14 protein-coding genes are annotated in these 20,172 nt (G+C 60.5%); 9 read left to right on the top strand and 5 right to left on the bottom strand.

Annotated features, from left to right (window positions below):
• Positions 1-237 precede the first annotated feature (237 nt).
• From ACVWZ1_RS08240 to ACVWZ1_RS08225, 4 genes are all read left to right on the top strand, one after another.
• The gene (locus ACVWZ1_RS08240) at positions 238-870 is read left to right on the top strand and encodes a hemerythrin domain-containing protein (RefSeq protein ID WP_457503090.1); all 633 of its coding nucleotides are present in this window, start codon (positions 238-240) and stop codon (positions 868-870) included.
• A 93-nt stretch (positions 871-963) separates the two neighbouring features.
• A complete protein-coding gene (locus ACVWZ1_RS08235; RefSeq protein WP_414355470.1) occupies positions 964-1,152 on the top strand; it encodes a DUF4089 domain-containing protein in 189 nt (62 codons plus the stop codon).
• Positions 1,149-2,549, top strand: a complete 1,401-nt coding sequence (locus ACVWZ1_RS08230) for an AtzE family amidohydrolase (protein ID WP_457466842.1) — start codon at positions 1,149-1,151, stop codon at positions 2,547-2,549. Before ACVWZ1_RS08235 ends, ACVWZ1_RS08230 begins: the two co-directional genes overlap by 4 nt.
• Before the next feature lie 338 nt (positions 2,550-2,887).
• Positions 2,888-3,793, top strand: coding sequence for a hypothetical protein (locus tag ACVWZ1_RS08225; protein ID WP_457466843.1), 906 nt, complete (start codon positions 2,888-2,890; stop codon positions 3,791-3,793).
• 23 nt (positions 3,794-3,816) lie between these two features.
• Here ACVWZ1_RS08225 and thrC read toward each other — a convergent pair whose 3' ends face one another.
• On the bottom strand, positions 3,817-4,896 hold the full coding sequence (gene thrC, locus ACVWZ1_RS08220) for a threonine synthase (RefSeq protein ID WP_457466864.1): 1,080 nt from the start codon (positions 4,894-4,896) through the stop codon (positions 3,817-3,819).
• Positions 4,897-5,044: 148 nt separating this feature from the next.
• Positions 5,045-6,691, bottom strand: coding sequence for an isochorismate synthase (locus ACVWZ1_RS08215; RefSeq protein WP_457503088.1), 1,647 nt, complete (start codon positions 6,689-6,691; stop codon positions 5,045-5,047).
• Positions 6,692-6,962: 271 nt separating this feature from the next.
• Between ACVWZ1_RS08215 and menA the strand changes: the two genes are divergently transcribed.
• The 4 genes from menA to ACVWZ1_RS08195 all read left to right on the top strand — a co-directional run bounded on the left by menA (position 6,963) and on the right by ACVWZ1_RS08195 (position 14,603).
• Positions 6,963-7,904 (top strand): 2-carboxy-1,4-naphthoquinone phytyltransferase, encoded by a 942-nt coding sequence (gene menA / locus ACVWZ1_RS08210; protein WP_457466845.1) that lies wholly within the window; start codon positions 6,963-6,965, stop codon positions 7,902-7,904.
• Between the two features lie 154 nt (positions 7,905-8,058).
• Positions 8,059-9,912 (top strand): LptA/OstA family protein, encoded by a 1,854-nt coding sequence (locus tag ACVWZ1_RS08205; protein ID WP_457503086.1) that lies wholly within the window; start codon positions 8,059-8,061, stop codon positions 9,910-9,912.
• 63 nt (positions 9,913-9,975) lie between these two features.
• Positions 9,976-11,154, top strand: coding sequence for an LptF/LptG family permease (locus ACVWZ1_RS08200; RefSeq protein WP_457466847.1), 1,179 nt, complete (start codon positions 9,976-9,978; stop codon positions 11,152-11,154).
• Positions 11,136-14,603, top strand: a complete 3,468-nt coding sequence (locus ACVWZ1_RS08195) for a hypothetical protein (protein ID WP_457503085.1) — start codon at positions 11,136-11,138, stop codon at positions 14,601-14,603. The genes ACVWZ1_RS08200 and ACVWZ1_RS08195 overlap by 19 nt, the downstream gene beginning before the upstream one ends.
• 44 nt (positions 14,604-14,647) lie before the next feature.
• Here ACVWZ1_RS08195 and ACVWZ1_RS08190 read toward each other — a convergent pair whose 3' ends face one another.
• The 3 genes from ACVWZ1_RS08190 to ACVWZ1_RS08180 form a co-directional block, all read right to left on the bottom strand.
• A complete protein-coding gene (locus ACVWZ1_RS08190) occupies positions 14,648-16,279 on the bottom strand; it encodes an alpha-D-glucose phosphate-specific phosphoglucomutase (protein ID WP_457466849.1) in 1,632 nt (543 codons plus the stop codon).
• A gap of 155 nt (positions 16,280-16,434) precedes the next feature.
• Complete coding sequence (gene arsJ, locus ACVWZ1_RS08185; RefSeq protein ID WP_457403268.1) at positions 16,435-17,721, bottom strand: organoarsenical effux MFS transporter ArsJ; 1,287 nt, start codon at positions 17,719-17,721, stop codon at positions 16,435-16,437.
• Between the two features lie 25 nt (positions 17,722-17,746).
• Positions 17,747-18,757, bottom strand: a complete 1,011-nt coding sequence (locus ACVWZ1_RS08180) for an ArsJ-associated glyceraldehyde-3-phosphate dehydrogenase (RefSeq protein WP_414355479.1) — start codon at positions 18,755-18,757, stop codon at positions 17,747-17,749.
• A 563-nt stretch (positions 18,758-19,320) separates the two neighbouring features.
• Between ACVWZ1_RS08180 and ACVWZ1_RS08175 the strand changes: the two genes are divergently transcribed.
• Complete coding sequence (locus ACVWZ1_RS08175) at positions 19,321-20,004, top strand: DUF2232 domain-containing protein (protein WP_011433876.1); 684 nt, start codon at positions 19,321-19,323, stop codon at positions 20,002-20,004.
• The last annotated feature ends 168 nt before the right edge of the window (positions 20,005-20,172 follow it).

The raw sequence follows: 20,172 nt of genomic DNA, 5'->3' as shown, positions 1-20,172 counted from the left end.
AGAGGCTCGTGGTTGGCTTGCCAACTGCAGGGCTACCGTTCGCGCCAGCGGGCCGGAGGCCTTAAGCCCGCCCTGTACTGCGAAGCAGTCAGGGTTGGGTAGTTTACATCTGGACAACTTTTCCCAGGATTGCTGCCCGAGTGTATCCAAGACACCTGCGCTATTCCCGTACCCTTACGCAAGCCACCATTTCTTGACAAAGTTAAGCTAGGATGAAACTTTTCTGCTGTGAATGCCATGTCCTCTGAGGAGTCCCTCCCGCTGACGCGAGCAACCTCTGCCGGTACGCTGGTTGCCCTTTGTGCTGAACAGCACCGCGTCATCCTGCAGTTTTTGACTCGCCTGTCTCGAGCGCCGGAGTTGGATCTGGAGCAGCGACGCCTCTGTGTACAAAGGTTGCGACAGCGCCTCTCCCGCCACATTCAACTGGAGCGCCATGTTCTCTACCCCCTGCTCAGGTCGGCTCTCCAGGGGGATCCCCACCTTAGCGACCAAATTGAGCAGCTGGAGCAACATCTGCGGGATCAGATCCCGGAGCTGACGCGCTTTTTGCACCAATCAGAGCGCACCCCGCAGCAGGTGGATCCTTCTGCTGCCCTTCACTTCTATCGGCAATTGCGGGCTCAGTTTGATCAGGAGGAGAAAATCTTGCATCCCCTCTTTACCCAGCATGTTTCTCCCGCCGCGGAGCAGCAGCAGTTGCGCCTATTCCGAAAACGCCTACAGGCCAGCGCTGCCGCCAATAGCTCTGCAAGTAGCCGCCGCGTCGCTCTGGAGGAGCTGGAACGGCAAGCGGTAACCCGTCCTGTCTTGCCCAACGAGCGCTTCTGGTCGCTGCAGGGCAACGCTGTGCAGATGGCCGCTCCCTAGCCAACGACGGTCTTGTTGTTGGAGGCTGCCTGGTGGTGTTCGCAGGCGAGCTTGTGGTATCTTTGCCGCAACCGGCCTGCTGACCCTAGAACCATGCAACCCTGGGATCCGGAAACCTACGTCGACCAGATGGCCCAACTGCTGCAACTGCCCCTGCATCCCGACCACCGAGCAGGGGTGATCGAAAACTTTGCCCGCTTTTTGCCCATTGCTCAGCAGGTGCTGGAGTTCCCACTGCCGCCGACGGTTGAGCCAGCTCCCACCTTTGACTCGCAAGTATGACCGGCGATCCCCATCTTCTCGGCAGCGCCGACGCGGTCTCCATTGCCAGGGCTGTCCGCCAGGGATCCGTGAGTGCCCAAGCGGTGGTGGCCGCCTGTCTGGAGCGGATTCGCCGGCGGGATCCCCAGCTCAATGCCTTCACAGCCGTGCTGGAGGAATCGGCTCTGCAAGCAGCGGAGCAGGTGGATCGACAGGTGGCTCAAGGGATCCCGGTGGGCCCGCTGGCAGGGGTGCCCTTTGCCGTCAAGAACTTGTTTGACGTGGCCGGCCTCACCACCCTAGCTGGCTCAGTAATCAACCGCGAGAACCCCCCGGCCATCCAAGATGCAACAGTGGTGGCTCGTCTCAAGCAGGCAGGGGCGATCTTGGTGGGCACCCTCAATATGGACGAGTATGCCTATGGCTTCGTCACCGAAAACAGCCACTACGGCCCCACCCACAACCCCCACGATCTCAACCGCAGTGCGGGGGGATCCTCTGGCGGCTCGGCAGCAGCGGTGGCAGGAGGTTTGGTGCCCCTTGCCCTGGGCAGCGACACCAACGGCTCGATTCGGGTACCGGCCTCTTTGTGTGGCGTCTACGGCCTCAAGCCCACCTATGGCCGTCTGTCGCGGGCAGGGGTGGCTCTGTTTGCCGCCAGCTTCGACCACGTGGGCCCCTTGGCCCGTTCGGTGGCCGATATTGCCCTCAGCTTCGATGTTATGCAAGGGCCGGATCCCCAAGATCCCGTCTGTACCCGGCGTCCTGTGGATCCCACCTTTGGGCAGTTGGGGCAGGGGATCGAAGGCTTGCGCATCGCGGTGGCGGATGATTACTTTGCCCGAGGGGCAGAGCCCCCCATCTTGGCCGGAGTAGAAAAAGTGGCCCAAGCCCTGGGGGCCCGCCAGACTGTGCGGATCCCGGAAGCCCAGCGCGCCCGCGCCGCCGCCTACCTGATCACGGCTGCCGAGGGAGCCAACCTGCACCTGCCCAACCTGCGAACTCGCCCCCACGACTTCGATCCGGCCACCCGGGATCGCTTTTTGGCCGGAGCTTTGCTGCCCGCCAGTTGGATCTTGCAGGCACAGCGCTTTCGCCGCTGGTACCGCCAGCAGGTGCAGACCATTTTTCAGGAGATCGATCTGTTCATTGCCCCCACCACCCCCTGCTCTGCCCCCTTACTTGGCCAAGAGAAGATGGTGATCGATGGGGTAGAAGTTCTCACCCGGCCCAACCTCGGCCTCTACACCCAGCCCCTCTCGTTTATCGGTCTGCCGGTGCTTTCGCTGCCGTTGCGCGAGAGCGGATCCCTGCCTTTTGGCGTACAACTGGTGGCCGCCCCCTATCAAGAAGCCAAGTTGCTGCGGGCAGCCGCCTATTTGGAGAAGCTAGGGATCCCCAATGCGCAGCCGGTTTGAGCCATGAAGAGCCCTACTTTTGCAGCACATCTAGCGCTAGAGCTCGTGGGCATCTTCTCATGAACACTAAATATGTAGATGAACCGGTTGTGTGGTCAAGACAAGATTTCAATTGCTTTTGAGGAGCCGCTTTAGTCTCTGTGTAGCCTGTGGGTAACGTCTGAAGCTGTATTGGGGCAGAATCTTTGGCCTTGGCTCGCAAGAGAGATTGGGGCACCGGATATTAAAGTAAAATTAAGCCCCCAGTTGTTGTATCGAATGCCTCCTTTTCCGGGCTTGGCCGATAGAATGAACGGCATAAAATGGACACGGCACCCCCACCTGGACTCTATAACCCTATGGATCATCCTGATTCTGTGGCTCGGCGCTACATGAAACTGTGCGAGGCCTATCTCTCTCTCAACGAAGCCTTCGACAAATTGGATCAGTCCCACAGCCACCTACAGCGCCACTTCAAACGACTCCTTGGCTATTTCAGTGCTGCCCAACAAGCTCTGGTTCAACTGCCGCTCTTGCAACAGCGGATTGAGCAGAGCGACCGCTGGATGAACTCCTTGCGAGAAGAACTGCAAGCCAAAGAAGCCCGGCTTGGCGAGCTAATCGCCAACTACGATCAAGTCTGTGGCGAGCTGGACTCCACCAAAGCAGAACTGTTGAGCGCTCAAGCGCTGATTGAGAAACTGGAAGCCGAAAATGCTCAGGTTTTGGAACGCTTGAGTCGGCTTACCAACGTGGAAGAGGAAATGGCAAACTTGGCGGAACAGCTAGCCCAAGCGAACGAAGCTCGTCAGCAGATGGAAGTTCGAAATCGCGAGCTAGAGCGAGCTTTGGGAGACCGGGATCAGCACATTTACAGCCTGCAAGAGCGATTGGCACAATTGGAGCAAGAGATGGCCTTCCTGAAAGCTCAGCGGGATGAGGCCCAGCAGGCTGCACAACTGGCTATGTCTCGCGCGGAGCAGGCGGAAGTCGGGCTGAAGGCGCAAACCGAACAAGTTCAGACTTTACGAAATAAGCTCCATCAAGCCGAGGAGCAGCTGGCCATGGTAACCCTGAACGAGCTGGAGCTCCTGCTCGGCCATGACTCGATGAACCTCTTGCAAGAAGCGGAGCAGGCTGCGGAAGTAGATGCCCAGGTGCTGGCAAGCGTACCGGCCTCTCTGGCCGAGGCAGAACGCATCCTGCTGGAGATCGACCAGTTCATTTTGGCCTGCTCGGAGCCCATGAAGTCGCAGGCTGCCTGACCGGTATCGACTTATCGACTCTCCTAAAAACCCATCAGACGGGCAACAGCGGACAGCTCAGGGACAACGCCGGTGTGGATAGGAGCGGATCCCTGGTGGGTAGCCGTGTCGGGATCCTTGAGGCCATGGCCCGTCAGCACGCACACCACCTGTGCTCCAGCAGGCACCTGCTCTCGCCATTTCAGCAATCCTGCCACCGAGGCTGCACTGGCCGGCTCGCAAAAGATCCCTTCCTCTGCGGCCAGGAGACGATAGGCCGCCAGAATTTCCTCATCGGTGACGCTATCCACCTGGCCGCCGCTCACCTGCACTGCCGCCTTGGCCTTCACCCAACTGGCAGGGTTGCCGATGCGAATGGCTGTGGCCACCGTCTCTGGGTGTTCCACCACCCGGTTTAACACCATGGGAGCAGCACCGGCAGCCTCGAAGCCGTAGAGACGAGGGCGACGGGTAGCCTTGCCCTGCTGGCGATACTGGCAAAACCCCATCCAGTAGGCGGTGATGTTGCCCGCGTTGCCCACCGGGATACAGAGCCAATCGGGGGCATCCCCCAAAGCATCCACCACCTCGAAGGCGGCGGTTTTTTGCCCTTCTAAGCGGAAGCGGTTAACCGAGTTCACCAAAGCCACTGGGTAGGTTTCCGCCAGTTGCCGCACCATGGCCAGCGCTTGGTCGAAGTTGCCCTGAATGGCGATGATCTCCGCCCCATACATCAGGGTTTGGGCCAGTTTGCCCTTGGCCACATAGCCATCTGGGATCAGCACATAGGCCCGCAGACCCCCTTTGGCTGCAAAGGCAGCGGCAGCCGCCGAGGTGTTGCCGGTACTGGCGCAGATCACGGCCTCTGCTCCGGCCTCTTTGGCCTTGGACACCGCCATCGTCATACCCCGATCCTTAAAACTACCGGTGGGGTTGAGGCCCTCCAGCTTCAGGTAAACTTGGCAGTCTCGCCCCAGCCGTTGGCTCAAAGCCGGGGAAGGCACCAGGGGCGTGTTGCCCTCATGTAGCGTGACCACAGGTGTGCTGGCGCTGACGGGGAGCCATTCCCGATAGTGCTGGATCAGGCCGGGCCAAAGCCCCACTTGCGCGCGGGATCCGGCCATACGAGGGGGATGGGTGGGATTTAGGGTCGCCATGCCGCAGAGAACACCGAGGCCAATCAAAGACCAGCTTTCTCACTGTAGCGGTTCGTGGAGCGGTTCGTATCAACCTCGCGCAGTGGCGGCAGAAACACCCTCTCGATCCCCTCTCTCAGAGGCTTGGGAGCGGGAGAGCCGCAGGGCGTAGGGCCAGAGCCTGCACCAGAGAGCGCAGCTTCAGACGAATCTCGGCCAGCTCCTGCTCTGGGTTGGAGTCGGCCACAATCCCGGCACCGGCATACAGACGGGCTCGATCCCCCCGAATCAGGGCGGAGCGGATCCCCACCACAAACTCGCCATTGCCCTGTAAATCTACCCAGCCCAAAGGAGCAGCATAGCTAGAGCGATCAAAGGGTTCCAACCGCTCCAGCCACTGCAGCGCCGCCTGCTGGGGATACCCTCCCACTGCCGCCGTCGGGTGGAGCTGGGCCAGCAGGTCGAACAGATGCACATCGGCGGGGAGCTCGGCCTCGATCAAAGTTTGCAGATGCTGGATGTTGGCCAAACGGAGCAGCCGAGGCTGAGGGGAAATGCAGGGATCCATCCCCAACCGACCCAGAGCCTCCTGGATCGAGCGCACCACCCACTCATGTTCTCGGCGGTCTTTGGCGCTGCAAAGCAACCTCTCGGCCAGCACCTGATCCTGGTGGCTGGTGGCTCCACGGGCTGCAGAGCCGGCTAAGGCATCGATCTGCGCCCGACCTTGCCACACAGAGAGCAGGCGCTCCGGAGTGGCCCCCAAGAAAACCTGGGGAGAGATCCCCTCTTGGGTCAGAGGGAGAGGACTGGCCGGCGAACTCCCCCGCCTGTCTGCCCCCAGGGACTCCGTCCGAGTAGCGCGAGCGGCGAAGGCAAAGATGCTGCAATCGGGATGATGCTTTTCCAGATAAGCCAGCAGAGGCGGGATCGATGGCGAGGCAGGCAAGTGCAGATCCACAGCCTCTGCCAGCACCACCTTTTCTAAGAATCCCGCCCGAATCGCCTGCAGGGCTTTTTGGATGCGCCCCAAGAGGGCAGCTTCCTCCACCTCCACCGGCACGGGAGCTTGCAATTCCCACAAGGGCAAGGGGGATCGAGAAAGGCGCTCCATTTGGGCAAAAAAGGCGGTGATCTGCCCGGCCAAAGCTGCTAGGTCACTTTCGGGAGCAATTTCCAGATTGAGCCGCGCTACCGTCAGGGATCCCCAGGAGTCTGGCACCTGCAACAGTTGCCAACGTGGCAGCACCAGCGCTGCCCCCCCTTTGCTCCTGGGGCTGAAACTGAGGCGACAGAAACACAGAGGGCGTTCCTGCCGGCTGTCTGGGAATCTTCCCACTTCCGAGGGCTCCGTTCTGCCAATGCAAGCGGCATGGACATGGGGCTGCAGCTCTTCCACAAAAATCCGCGCCGCCTGCAAGCCCCCTTCTCCCGAGAGATCGACCCGCCGCAGGGATCCCCACCCCAGCACCCGCACCCTTTCCCCGCGGGCCTTGTGGGAGAAATAACAGTAGCTCGGGAATCGGTTCGTGGGGAGAGAACCCAGCTTCTGGGCCAGCACCGCCAGCGGATCCAGCTCTGGGATGGGCTGGGACAAGCTGAGGATTTGGGGCACGCCCCGCGCCCGCGCCATCTGTTGGCAGGCGGTTAGGAAGGGATCCCAGTGGCGCCGATCCCTCGCCTCGTCCGTCCAGGTAGAAGTGCGAGTCGGCGGCCATGCTCTCGGCCACTCCAGGCACTCAAGCGTACCGTGGGCATTCCAAGGGGAAAGAGAAGAGGTCATGCGCAAGAAAAAGAAGACGATCCCACCTTGGCCGAAAACAGGACACCCGTCGATGGAGACCGGCAGAAGATGACTTTAGGATAAGAGATTAGGAGAAGGGCCGGCAGCCTGAGCTTCTGGGGGCCAGATCTGAGGAGCTTCTTCACGGACTGCAAAGTTTCTTAGCATCCTGGGGGATGCTTTCTCAGGCGCTCTACCCTACAGAGCAGATGGTTGTAGACAGATCCAGAGACAGGCCCCAGAGCAGGCTTGCTTCCCAAGGAGAACTCCCATGAATCCAGATGTCGGCCAAGTGCAGCCACCAGCAGAGGTCGCATGGAGTGACCCCTCCCGCCGGCAATTGTGGATGGCTGCCCTCAAGCCCCCCATGTACAGTGTGGCGATCATGCCCATCTGGGTGGGATCCGCCATTGCCTATGCCCAGTCAGGGGTGCTGGACTTGGGGGTTTTGGGGGTGTTTTTGGGAGCCGCCATCTGCATCTTGGCCTGGGTCAACATCAGCAACGACGTGTTCGATGCCCAGACAGGGGTGGACAAAAACAAACTCCACTCGCTGGTCAACCTGACGGGCAAGCCGGGGCAGGTGTTTTGGGTGGGGAATGCCTTTTTGGCCCTGGGTCTGCTGGGGATCCTGTGGCTGAGCTGGCGGCAATGGGATCCGACGGTGCTGCTGTTGGTGCTGGTGGCCTGTGGGCTGGGCTATGCCTACCAAGGGCCGCCCCTGCGCCTGGGCTACCAGGGCCTGGGGGAGATCCTCTGCTTTTTCAGCTTTGGGCCGCTGGCGGTCTCGGCTGCCCACTACAGCCAAAGCCAGACTTGGTCGCTGCCGGGGTTAGCGGCCTCACTGGTGGTGGGAATGGCGACCAGCTTGATTTTGTTTTGTTCCCATTTCCATCAAGTGCAGGATGACTTAGCCTGTGGCAAGCGCTCGCCGGTGGCCCGCCTGGGAACCTTGCGCTCGGCCCGCCTCATCCCCTGGCTCTGCAGCAGCCTTTTTGCCTTGATGCTGCTGTTTGTGGGGCTGGGGATCTTTCCGGCTTGGACACTGCTGAGTTTGGCGGGGATCCCTTTTGCAGTGCGGCTTTCCCGCCTGCTGGGTACCTATCACGATCAGCCGCAGCGGATTAGCCACTCCAAGTTCATCGCCGTCAGTCTCCATTTTTGGCTGGGGCTGTTTCTGGGGCTAGGGTTCATCCTCAGCCGCTATGGCTGAAGGCTGAAAAGTCGGCTTAAGGCTAGGTGTGCGCGGGATCCCCCCGGTGCAGCCGGCAAAATGGGATAAGCTACAGCCTAGAGTGCTAGCTCAGAGCGTTGGCTCCAAGGGGAGTGGTCAGTTCGGGTCGAGGTGAGGCGGCAGCAAGAATAGGATGGGGCGATTCTTCAATTCCAACCTGGGGGTGGCGCTGTTGGGGAGCAGCATCTTGGCTGCTTTGGTGGGCTGGGCCTTGTCGATCGACATCGAAGAAGTGAAGGTGGAGTCTCCTTCCCCCGATCAGCCCCTCTCGGTCAGCCGCAGGGTAGATATCTTGGGTCGTCGGGGAGGCCATCAGCGGTGGCGACTGATCGCCGAGCAGGTGGATCTGGCAGCCGGGCAACAGGTATTTGAGCAGGGGGCGCACGGCTACTTCTACGGAGAAAGCGCCGACCGACAGGAAGGGGTGCCGGATCCCTTTTTTGATAGCAGCGAGCAGATGACTTGGCGGGCCAAGCGAGCCCGCTACAATGCCACCGCCGACGAGCTGTATTTGGATGGCGAGGTAGAGGTGAGGAGCGACGATGGCAGCTTGCTCTTGACCAGCGCCCTGAGAGTCACCCCCGAAGAACGCATCGAGGTGCCCGCGGAGTTCATCCTCAAAGGCCGGGAAATGGTGTTGCAGGGCCGCTCTGGCTCGTTTAACTTTCAATTTGCCCTTCTCAGCGCTCAGCAGGGCAAGCTGGTGGTGCTGCGCACCGACAGCCCGGCAGCCGCCCCCCCGACCGATCCCGCCAGCGCTTCCCAGTGGGTGGCCAGTGCTGCAGCGGATCCCGCTTCCATCACCATCACCGCCGACCAGATCACCTACGACCGCACCCAACAAGTGGCTCAGGGGAAAGGGAACCTGCGCATTCGCGAACGTGGCATCGAAATTCGCGCTCCCCAGGGCACCTACCTGCGGCAACAGGCCCAAAGCATTCTCTCCGGCGGCGTGGTGTTACAGGAGGTGGCCGGCGACAGCAGCCGGGATCCCTTGTTGGCGGATCTGCGCTTGGCCCAGGCTTCCCCCGGCCCGGAGGCAACCCCCAACCGACAGGATCAAGAAGTCACTATCATCGCCGACCGCCTCACCTACGACCGCAACACGCAAATTGCCCAAGGGGAAGGCAACCTGGAGATCCAGCAGGGGGAAACCATCATCCGGTCGGCCCAGGGCACCTACCGCCGCCGCGAATCCCAAAGTTTGTTGACCGGAGGGGTCACCCTGGAAGAGCCCGGACGGGTGCTCACCTCAGCCCGCCTAGAGGGCAACCACCGCGACAAGATCTTCTTCTTTGAAGAGAACGTCCTTTACCGGCAGATGGCTGCCTCTATCCCCACGCCCGGCGGGGGATCCCTGACGGAAGAACTGCGCCAAGCCGAAACCGAAGTTCGGGCTGCCCGCCTGGTTTACAACTCCCGCACCGGTACTTCCGAGTTTAGCGATGCCGTCGAGTTTATCCAGCGGGGACGTAGGGCCAAGGCCAACCAAGCCACCATCACCCCTGAAAAGGTGGAGCTGCGGGGAGAGGTGGTGATCGAGCAGATCGAAGGGGACTGGCTGGCGCGGCGGCTACAAAACCCGGAGACCCAGGCGGATGTGGATCAGCCGACGGTGATCTACGCCGACCGGGTGGAGATCGACCAAGCCAGCGGCGATGCCCGCTTCTTCGGCAATGTGGTTATTGTGCAGGCCAACCGCGCCATCGAAGGGGATCGCGCCGATTACTTCGACCGAGAACAAATTTTCAAAATCAGCGCCGAACAGGCTCCTGTGGTGCTCTGCGATCGGGGAGAGGTCAACCGCCTTCCCGGGGAGAGCACCCAAGCTCTGCCGGGCCGCAACGCGCTGGATCAGATGTGCCGGGGCGCCAATCGCCTCAGCGGCAAGCTGGTCACCCTGAACATGAAACGGGATGAATACACCGTCGAAGGAGACGAGCAGCAGCAGGGCATGTTTCAGTTTCGCATCACCGACGCCCTCTGATGGGCTCCATCTGGGGTTTTTTATCGTCTAGGTTTGGCTGAGAGTGTGATCCGAGGTGATGTAATGACTGCCCCACTCGCCGAGGGTAAACTGCGCAGAGCTCCTGCTCAAACGGGCAGCTTTTGGGGATCCCTGAAATTGGGGGCTGCCTTTTTGGAGTTTTATCTCTTCAAAGAGATGATTCGCCCCTTCTTTCTGGGAGTGGCCGGGGGGACGGTGCTGATGCTGGGCAACCAGCTCTTTATCTACGCCGATCTGCTGGTGAAAAAGGGCGCTCCTCCGCTAACCATTTTGCACATTCTCATCCTCAATTTGCCCGCCATTTTGGTGGTCACCTTTCCCATTGCCGGCCTCTTTGCCACCTTGCTCACCCTGGGCAAAATGGGAGCCGATAGCGAGATCATCGCCCTGCGTGCTGCTGGGATCCCTTACCGCAAGGTGTTTATTCCCGTGCTCTGTATTGGCCTGCTGATCAGCGGCTTGGCACTGTTGACCAATGAAGTCATTGTGCCGGAAACCAACCAAAAGGTGAAAACCCTGAACAAGAACCTCATCTTGGCTCAGGATGCCCTTTTGTTTAATCCAGAAGAGATCGTGCGGGTGGATGATGAGCTCTGGTTTCATGTGGGATCCCTCGACCCAGAGACCGGCTTGATGCGGGATTTGCTGATCCTGGATCGCAAAGCTGAGACCGGCCACCTGCGCTATCCGCAGGTGATCTCCGCCCAAACCGCGCAGCAGGTGGGCCAATCGTGGCAACTGCGAGATGTGGTGATCCGCCGTTATGACGAGCAGGGGCGCACCTACTACGAAGGCCAGGTAGAAGAAATGGAGTTAAACATCGTCAACAAACTGGTGGGCCTGGTGTACGCGGAAAAAGTGCCCCAAGAGCAACGGGCGGGGGAGCTGTGGGAGCAGTGCCAGCGATATCGAGCGGAGCAACGCCCTTCTGCCGATGTGGCCCGCTGCCTGACAGAATACCACCTCAAGTTCGCCATTCCTTTGGCCAGCTTCTTCGCCATCTTGGTGGCTGCCCCCTTGGGCCTGCAAACGGTGCGGCAAACTGGGCGCTACGGCGGCGTGGCGCTAGCGATCGTTCTGGTGTTTATTTACTATGTACTGATGAGCCTGGGACGAGCAATGGGTCGAGTTGAGCACATCGATCCCTGGCTGGCTGCCTGGTTGCCGAATATGATTTTCGGTGGGGTAGGCCTTTCTTTACTGTGGCGGTTTTTACGGTGAAATCCTGCAACTTCCCCCCTGACTTCAGCCCTTGGGCAAAGTGGTTGGCTCTTTGCTGGGGCGGCTCCCTGTGGTTGGGGACGGGGGAGGCCGTCTTCGCCCAGTTGGACCCCCTGCCCACTGTTGGCGTCGGCGGGACGGAGTTCTCTCTGGAGGGCTACCAGCGCTTTCGGTCAGCGCAAACACCCGCTCAGCGCCTGCAACTGGCCCGCCGGGCTTCCAGCCCAGAACCGATGGCTGCCGCCGATGAGGAGCCCATCACCTTGGCCGAGGCGCAATCTTCTCTGCCTGCTACAGCCTTGACTGCGGCAACCCCACCCCCTACGGCCCCGGTTTCAGACTTTGGATCCCCTCCCCTTGCCAACTCTCCTGAAAAGGCCCTCACGCCAGAAGAACTGAACCGACAGCGGCTACAACGGCTGTTGGCCGAAGGGGCAGCAGCCCATGCTCGGCGACAGGCGCAGCAGGCCCAGGCAACACCTTCTCCCCAACCCCCTTCACCGGCGACGCCCACCGCGGCAGTTCCCAGCCTGAACTCCCTTCGGCTTTCCCAGCCCATGACTTCTCAGGCTGAGGCCCTGCAGGTGGAAGAGCAACCCTGGCTGCGCCCCACCAACACTGTGCAGTTGCCTGCTCCCACCTCGGCACCCAATGCCGAGAACCCGGCTACGGCTCAACTGCAAGGTGAAGCTGGTTCAGAGGCAAGGTTAAATCGGATCCCAGCTTCGACGGTTCCTCCCTTGATCTCCCAAGCCGGTGGGAGCTTGGATTTGGGCGGTGTCCTGTTGGCAGAGGCCACCCCTGGGTCGGGGCTGACGGGATCCCCTCCAAGGGGAACGGAAGCCTTTATCCCCACCGCTGGCTCACCCCTGGCTCCTCAACTGCTGGAGCGGTTCCCGCTCCTACAGGATCTGGGCACTGGTGCAGATGCCGTTTCAGCGGCAGAAAATCTTGGCACCGGCAGCCAGGGATCCCAGATTCGCCAGCAACTCTCGGCCACCGCGCAGCGGCAAATCCCCCTCGACCCGGATCAAATCAACGTGAGTGGGGATGTCCTCAGCTACATCGCCGAACAGGATCTGGGCATTGCCGAGGGGAACGCCTTGATCCAACTGGCCGACGGCACCCGCATCACCGGCGACCGGCTGCTGTTTTATCGGCGGGAGCGACGCCTGCGCAGCGAGGGCCCTTTTCGCATGGAGCAGCCCCCTGGCCCCCAAGGGCGGGGGATCCGGCAAATCGAAGGGCGAAATTTGGATCTGGATATCCCCGGTCGCACCGCCCAATTTGAGAGCTCGCTGGTCATTCTGCCGGGGGAGGAGCCGGGCACCAAGGTTTTTGTGCGCAGCCAAGAGACCACCGCCATTTTGGGGGATCAGATCTTTTTCGAGAAAGCCACCGTCACCACCTCGCCAGAGCCACCCATCACCCACTACGTGCAAGGGGATCGGGTGGAGGTGTTTCCCGATGACCGGGTGATCGTCTACGACGCCCGCGTGTTTGCCGGCGGCGAGCTGACAGAAGCAGGGGATCTGCGGGCGGGCCTTCAGATCGCCTATTTCCCCCTGTTCATCTACAGCCTGCGAGATCACCAGTGGGTGCTGCCGGGGCGCAGCGAGACAGAGGGGGTGTTTGTCAAATCCAGTTGGGCCTACCGCTTCGACGAATACAACTTCGGCGGCCTGCGGCTGGATGTCATGCAGAAAAAAGGCTTGGGCATCGGCTTCCTGCACGACTACATCCTGCCCATCCCGGACAGTGTCAACTACGGGCGAGCCCAGTTTTACTTGGTGACCGAAGCCGACCAACAGCGCTTCTCCAGCCGTTTCCGCATCGACCACAACTTCGACTTTTACGCTGCCAACCTCTTTGGGCAGGAAGGCCAACTGCGGGGACAGCTCAACCTCAACCTGGACAACACCTACCGTCCTGCCGGCGGGCGCAACGACAACGCCGATCTGCGTCTCAACGCCACCTTTCAGGGGGATCTCTCCACCACCACCCTCAACATCAGCCGCACCGGATCCCAGGAGCGGGGCATCTACAGCTTCCCCCTCACCCTCAGCCACACTCAGCGCTACGGGGGCGTGCATTGGCTGCAATCGGATCTGCGCTTGGACTACAACCAGCGGGTGAGCGTCAAAGATGGCCCCGACTTTGCCGATGCGCGGTTGACGCTGGGCACTCAACTGACCCCACCCGGTTGGGGAGGTACCTATCGCCTGGCCTACCGTGCCTACAGCAGTTCCAATGGCGACAACGAGCCGCGTCGCAACTTCGAGCTGGCCTTTAACCCCGACCTCATTCGCATCACGCCCGATATTGCCCTCAGCAGCGCCCTCACCCTGACTCAAGAGCAACAGCCGGATCAAGAGGTGGGGGCAGGTCTCCACTTTTTCAATCGCTACGAGCTGCGCTCCAGCCTCCAGTTCAACGATATTCAACCGGCTCCCTGGATCACCTTCATGCCGGGTTCTATCGATTACACCCAAGTCCTCTACTCCACTCCTGACCAGGAGTCTACCGTCAGCCTCAACCCTCGCCTCAGTCTCAGACCTGCCGACTGGAATACCATCGACCTGCGCTACAGCCGCACCTTCTACGGCAACAATTCTGTGCCCTTCCAAACCCTCTCCACCAGCCCTAAAGATGTGGATCGCATCAATGCCAACATCAGCTTCTTTACGCCCCGCGATCCCCTACCCGATGTGCCCCCAGGCTACATTGCCTTTGAAGATGACCTGCCCGGCGAGCTGCCGATAGCCCTGACCTTCCCCGACGATACCCCGGAGGATTTGGCAGCGATTGCCTCCCGCAACTTGCAGGAGCTGCAGGCAGAGGTGAAAAACCTGGTGCGCCTGGACACCAGCCTTGGCTACGACTTCATCACCCAGAAGTGGGATACCCTCAACGCCAACTTCACCTGGAGCACCGTCCCTGATCTGTTCAACATTCAGTTGCAGACGGCCTACGACCTGAACCAGGGACAGCTCCAACCCGTTCGTCTGGAGTATCGGGGACGCAGCAGCACCACATTTAACCGGGATCAACGCTCTGGCCTGGATGTGTATGAGCCGGGGATCAGCTATGCGCTGCAGGCGGTTTACGATCCCCGGTTGGGCCAGATCTCTACCTATGGTCTGGAGCTGGATGCCACCCTCGGCACGCGATGGCAAAATCACTGGCGGCTGCGCTTGGGCCTGACGGAAGAAGGGATCCGCCGCGTGGAAGTCCGCCGCGACCTGCGGGATTTTGAGCTGCGCCTGGCCTACGATCCGGTAGCCGAGTCGCTGCGCCTGGAAGGGATCCTGGTGGCTTTCCCCAGTCGCCCGGTGGGCCTCACCCAAGAGCGGGGAGATTTTCAACTGACCTCTCCCATCACCTCCCCTATCGGCACCTTTCTGCTCCGCGACGCCGAAGCGACCGGCTCGGATGGCCTCAGGCCCTGATCCCCGCTTCCCTGGGAAGGCTCCCTGTCCACTGTTGCGACGGGCTAGGTGATGACGTCTGGCTGCTGCCGACCGGTGCGGGCGCGAATTTGGGCAAGGTGATCGGCCAGTTGAATCTGTTCGGCCAAGGCCGCTTGGGGCTCCAGGCCATGTCGGGCCGGATCCGGCTCCAGCCGCTCCAAGTACACCCGCAGGGTGGCTCCGTGGGTGCCGGTTCCCGAAAGCCGGTAGATGATGCGGGATCCATCCTCAAAGCCAATGCGGATCCCTTGGTGGCTGGTGGTGCTGCCGTCCACGGGATCGGTGTAGCTGAAGTCGTCAGCGTAGGCCACCAGCTGGGATCCCAGGCGCTGGCCCACCCACCCGGGCAGGGAGCGTCGCAAGTCTTCCATCAGCGCCTCGGCCACCTCCACCGGCAGTCCCTCGTAGTCGTGACGGGAGTAGACGTTGCGCCCATAGGTGCGCCAGTGCTCTTCCACGATCTGCCGCACCGGCTGCCGTCGAACGGCCAAAATGTTCAGCCAAAACAGGACGGCCCAGAGCCCGTCTTTTTCTCGGATGTGGTGAGATCCGGTGCCGAAGCTCTCTTCCCCGCAGAGGGTGACCTTGCCGGCATCCAGCAGGTTGCCGAAGAATTTCCAGCCGGTGGGGGTCTCGTAGCAAGGGATCCCCAGCTTGGCCGCCACCCGATCCGCTGCCTGGCTGGTGGGCATGGAGCGGGCAATTCCCGCCAGACCTTCTCGGTAGCCGGGTACCAGGTGGGCATTGGCAGCCAAGACTGCCAAGCTGTCGCTGGGGGTCACGTAAAATTGGCGGCCCAGGATCAGATTGCGATCCCCATCCCCATCGGAAGCGGCCCCAAAGTCCGGCCCATCTTCCCGAAACAACAGTTCCACCAATGGGCGGGCATGCACCAGGTTAGGATCCGGGTGTCCGCCGCCAAAATCCGGCAGGGGCTGCCCGTTGAGCACACTGCCCTCTGGTGCTCCCAGGGATCCCTGGAAAATGGCGTGGGCATAGGGGCCGGTGACGGCGTGCATGGCGTCGAAGGCAATGCGGATCCCAGAGGCCAGGTAGTCGCGGATGGCCTCGAAATCAAACAGGCGCTGCATCAGGCCCAAGTAATCGGCCACCGGGTCGATGACGGACACCGTCAGGGACCCCAGCCGTTGCTCGCCCAAGCGATCCAGATCGACATCGGGAGCTTCCAGGATGCGGTACTCCCGGATCTGCTGGGTGCGGGCGTAAATGGCCTCGGTCACCTTCTCCGGGGCAGGGCCACCGTTGCCGATGTTGTACTTGATGCCGAAATCCCCCTGGGGGCCGCCGGGGTTGTGGCTGGCAGAGAAGATGATCCCCCCGTAGGCGCCGTACTTGCGGATGAGACAGGAAACCGCCGGCGTGGAGAGGATCCCTCCTTGGCCCACCAGGACTCGCCCGATGCCGTTGGCCGCCGCCATCTTGAGCAGGATCTGAATGGCCTCGCGGTTGTAGTAGCGGCCATCTCCCCCCACCACCAGGGTTTGGCCGGCGGATCCCTCCAGGACATCAAAAATGGATTGGACGAAGTTTTCCAGGTAGTGGGGCTGCTGAAACACCGATACCGGCTTGCGCAGGCCAGAAGTGCCGGGTCTTTGGCCGGGAAAGGGCGTCGTGGGAACGATGCGCAGGCTCATAGTCTGCCGGAAAAGCTGCTTGCTCCTCTACTATCTCATCGTTGGGCCTCTTGTTTGGGCTGAGTTGCATCGGCAGCGCAGACTTCTTTCCCTGCCCATCCATGTGTGGATTGGGTTGAGCGGACTGCATCATCTCCGCTGGTAGCCCTCCATCCTCAATCCCCTGGCTTAACCACCCACTCCACCGGGGTTTTGCTGGGATCCGGCAATTTCAACGAGAACAGCCCCGCCGCCAAGATTAAGAGGGTGGAAAACCAAAGACAGCCCTCCAATCCGTAGAACTGGAAGAGGATCCCAGAAGTTACCGTCCCCAACAGCCGCCCGCCGGAATTAGCCATGTAATAAAAGCCCACATTGAGGGCTACATCGTCATCCTCCGTGTAGGCCAGCACTAGGTAGGAATGCACTGCCGAATTGAAGGCAAAGACGATCCCGAACAGGATCAAGCCGCCGGTGATCACCAGCTCCGGTGCCAGCCCGGCCATGAAGGCTGTGGCAATGATCGCCGGCACCGCCGTCAGCACGAAGGTCCAAATCTGGATGGTGCGGGCCTTGGGAGCACGGCCAGGGCGACCCCCACCCAGCAGTTGCGGCGCTACAAACTGAATGAACCCATAGCCAATCACCCAGATGGCCATGTAACTGCCCACCTGCATAAAAGTCCAGCCCAGCTCGTCGTAGAGAAACACCGGCAGGGCCACCACAAACCACACATCCCGCGACCCAAACAGGAAAAAGCGAGCTGCCGAGAGGATGTTGATCTCTCTGCTCTTGGAAAACAGCCGCTTGAAGGGGATCTTGGCCTTGATTTTGCCCATGTCTGCAGGCAGCAGCGCCCCCGAACAGAAGATCAAAGCCAACGCCCCCGCCTGCACAAAGTTGGCCATGCGGAAGCCCATGGGATCCCCGTAGATTTCGGTGAAGATCTGCAGCAGGGCCGCTCCCACAAAGAACCCCACCCCCTTGAGGGCGTTTTTGGATCCCGTGAGCATAGCCACCCAACGAAACAGGCGGGATTCCGCTTCTTTGGGCACCACCAGGCGGATGGCGCTTTTGGAGCTCATCTTGGTGAGGTCTTTGGCGATCCCGGCCAGAGCTTGGGCCGTCATCACGTAGGCCACCTGGCCCCAGACCGGCCACTGCATGTTCAACACGCCCAGCATCACCAATCCCAAGATCTGGATGGCAATGCCGCCATAGAGGGTCAGCCGCAGGCCAAACAGGGATCCAATCCAGCCGCCCAGGAAGTTGGTAATCACCCCGAAGATCTCGTAGAAGAGAAACAGCATGGCAATTTGGATCGGGGTAAAGCCCAACTTGTGGAAGTGCAGCAGCACCAACATGCGGATGGCGCCATCGGTGATGGTGAACCCCCAATAGGCCGCTGTAACCAGGGCGTAGTTGCGAACCGCAGAGGCTTGAGCCGTCGAAACAGAAGTCATGGGCAGGTCTCCAAGGGAGATGTTTCTATAGACTGCGGGCCACTTTGCGGGCCAGTTCCGCCATGCGGTTGGCGTAGCCCCATTCGTTGTCGTACCAGGCCAGGATCTTCACCTGGGTACCATCCACCACCATCGTCGAGGGCGCATCCACAATGCTGGAACGGGGATCCCCTTTGAAATCCACCGAGACCAGGGGCAGCTCCTCGTAGCCGAGGATCCCCTTGAGTTCGCCCTCGGCTGCCGTTTTTAAAAGGTGATTAACCTCCTCCACAGTGGTGGGCCGCCTGACCTCAAACACGGCATCGGTTAGGGAAGCATTCAAGAGGGGCACGCGCACGGCAATGCCGTTCAACTTGCCGTTGAGTTCGGGGTAAATCAGACCAATGGCCGTGGCCGAGCCGGTGGTGGTGGGCACCAAAGACAGCAGAGCGGAGCGGGCCCGCCGCAGGTCTTTGTGGGGGGCATCCACCATGGTTTGGGTATTGGTGACGTCATGGATGGTGGTGATCACCCCGTGAACAATGCCGATTCCCTCGTGGATGACCTTCACCAAAGGAGCCAGGCAGTTGGTGGTGCAGGAAGCCGCCGTGAGCAAATGGTGCCGGGCCGGGTCGTACAGGTGATCGTTGACGCCCATAACAATGTTGAGGGCCTCTTCGTCCTTGACAGGGGCAGCCACAATCACCTTGCGCACCCCCGCTTTGAAGTAGGCATCCAGCTCCGCTGCCTTGACAAATTTGCCCGAGCATTCCAGCACTAGCTCGATCCCCAACTCTGCCCAGGGCACTTCACCAGGAGACTTGTGTTCGCTAAAGGTGAGGGTTTTCTCTTGGATGCGCAGCCGGTTATCGGATCCCTCAATGTCGATAGCCCAGCGGCCCTGCACCGAGTCAAACTTCAACAGGTGGGCCGCCGTCGCCGCTCCCCCTTTGATCTCGTTGATGTGGGCGAATTCCAGCTCTTCCCAGCCCCAAGCAGCCCGCAACACCAGCCGTCCGATGCGGCCAAAACCGTTGATGCCCACCCGCACTGCCATAGCATTAACCCTAGACTTGTCCAGAAGGGATCCGCCTTTTTCGGGGCAAATCCCGCCTCGACTCTATCAGAACGCCCCACTCATTTCAAGACAAGTTGATGGGTAGGGGCGGAGGAGACTGGCCGATTGAGGTCGGTTCACGGTTGGCCTTGGGAAATGTTGCCGAATGTCCTGAAATCCAAAAGGGATCCGCTGAGGCAGCCCCAATCGACAACAGGGCCTATCCTGTAGCCGATTTGCAGTCCAGATCCACACCTCTGGGCAACAATTCGCCCAACCCGGCAACCGGTGGCGTGACATACTCCCATCGCTGACCCTACGGGTACAGCGTGGGCTTCTCGCTTCATCGGGGAGCCTACGCAAGAACCCTCCACGAGCAGACACGGAATGCCCTACCGCGTAGTTGCACCAGATTCCGGCAAAAGCCGTTTTGTGCAAGTACTCCCACCATACACCATGTGGGGGTATCTGTATCCCGACACTGACTCTACGAGTACAGTGCGGGGCTTAGCTACCCCCACACCCCGACAAGCTAAGCTGGGAAAAGTTGTGCTTTTCTGGATGTGCCCCCGCCGCCTCAGCCTTCTGTGCAGGATGACTTTCCTCCCTTACCCCCCCCACCTCCCCGTTCTCCGGCTTTGAGGGTGGTGGAAACGGCTTTTTTGGCCAGTACCGCGGCCTTGATCTGGATCCTGAGCTACACGCCGCTGGCCCCCTTTATACGTCTGTTTTTCCCCATTCCGGTGGCGCTGGCGGTGATGCGCTGGGATCCCCGCACAGGGGCAATGGCCCTGGTGGTCTCCGGCCTGTTGCTGACGGTGCTGATAGGGCCCACGCGCAGCATTCTCTATGTCATTCCCTATGGTCTGCTGGGCTATTGGTGTGCCCGCCTGTGGCAGCAGCGTCTTTCCTGGTACGTCTCGGTGGTGAGCGGGGCTGTGCTCAGCGCCCTGGGCTTGATCTTTCAGTTGGTGCTTTCCTCCCTACTGGTGGGGGAAAACCTCTGGATCTACGTAACCATTCAACTTACCGGCCTAACCAACTGGCTCCTGGATGTGTCCCTCAGCCGATGGGGCGTCTACTGGGTGGCAGAACCCTGGATGGTTCAGGTGGTGGTGGTGGGCTTCATTGCCTTTAATTCCCTCATCTATGTGTTCACAGTGCATTTGGTGGCCGCCCTGGTGATGGAGCATTTTCGTTGTCCACTGCCACCTCCGCCGAAGTGGGTGCAATTTCTGCTGGATTAGCAGCCGCCCCAAGTTGTACGAGAGAAGCTACAGATGGGTTATTTGCCAAAAATCCCACCCTCTGGGTCTTGGCCCACCTTATTGATGCAGAATTGATGCAGAGCACTTTGCAAATGCGAGAACTGGAAGGTTCTCTGCTACGATCGCGGTAGCGGGACGGAGTCCTTT

The organism is Thermostichus sp. MS-CIW-25 (assembly GCF_054060015.1).
The sequence above is the reverse complement of the archived record's forward strand: the minus strand, read 5'-3'. Positions and strand labels throughout refer to the sequence as shown.

Excerpts from the sequence above, each read along its gene's own strand:
- ACVWZ1_RS08230 (WP_457466842.1), top strand. The coding sequence starts at position 1,149 with ATGACCGGCGATCCCCATCTTCTCGGCAGCGCCGACGCGGTCTCCATT.
- ACVWZ1_RS08200 (WP_457466847.1), top strand. The coding sequence starts at position 9,976 with ATGACTGCCCCACTCGCCGAGGGTAAACTGCGCAGAGCTCCTGCTCAA.
- arsJ (WP_457403268.1), bottom strand. The coding sequence starts at position 17,721 with ATGACTTCTGTTTCGACGGCTCAAGCCTCTGCGGTTCGCAACTACGCC.
- ACVWZ1_RS08190 (WP_457466849.1), bottom strand. The coding sequence starts at position 16,279 with ATGAGCCTGCGCATCGTTCCCACGACGCCCTTTCCCGGCCAAAGACCC.
- ACVWZ1_RS08225 (WP_457466843.1), top strand. The coding sequence starts at position 2,888 with ATGGATCATCCTGATTCTGTGGCTCGGCGCTACATGAAACTGTGCGAG.
- menA (WP_457466845.1), top strand. The coding sequence starts at position 6,963 with ATGAATCCAGATGTCGGCCAAGTGCAGCCACCAGCAGAGGTCGCATGG.
- ACVWZ1_RS08215 (WP_457503088.1), bottom strand. The coding sequence starts at position 6,691 with ATGACCTCTTCTCTTTCCCCTTGGAATGCCCACGGTACGCTTGAGTGC.
- ACVWZ1_RS08235 (WP_414355470.1), top strand. The coding sequence starts at position 964 with ATGCAACCCTGGGATCCGGAAACCTACGTCGACCAGATGGCCCAACTG.
- ACVWZ1_RS08180 (WP_414355479.1), bottom strand. The coding sequence starts at position 18,757 with ATGGCAGTGCGGGTGGGCATCAACGGTTTTGGCCGCATCGGACGGCTG.
- thrC (WP_457466864.1), bottom strand. The coding sequence starts at position 4,896 with ATGGCCGGATCCCGCGCGCAAGTGGGGCTTTGGCCCGGCCTGATCCAG.
- ACVWZ1_RS08205 (WP_457503086.1), top strand. The coding sequence starts at position 8,059 with ATGGGGCGATTCTTCAATTCCAACCTGGGGGTGGCGCTGTTGGGGAGC.
- ACVWZ1_RS08240 (WP_457503090.1), top strand. The coding sequence starts at position 238 with ATGTCCTCTGAGGAGTCCCTCCCGCTGACGCGAGCAACCTCTGCCGGT.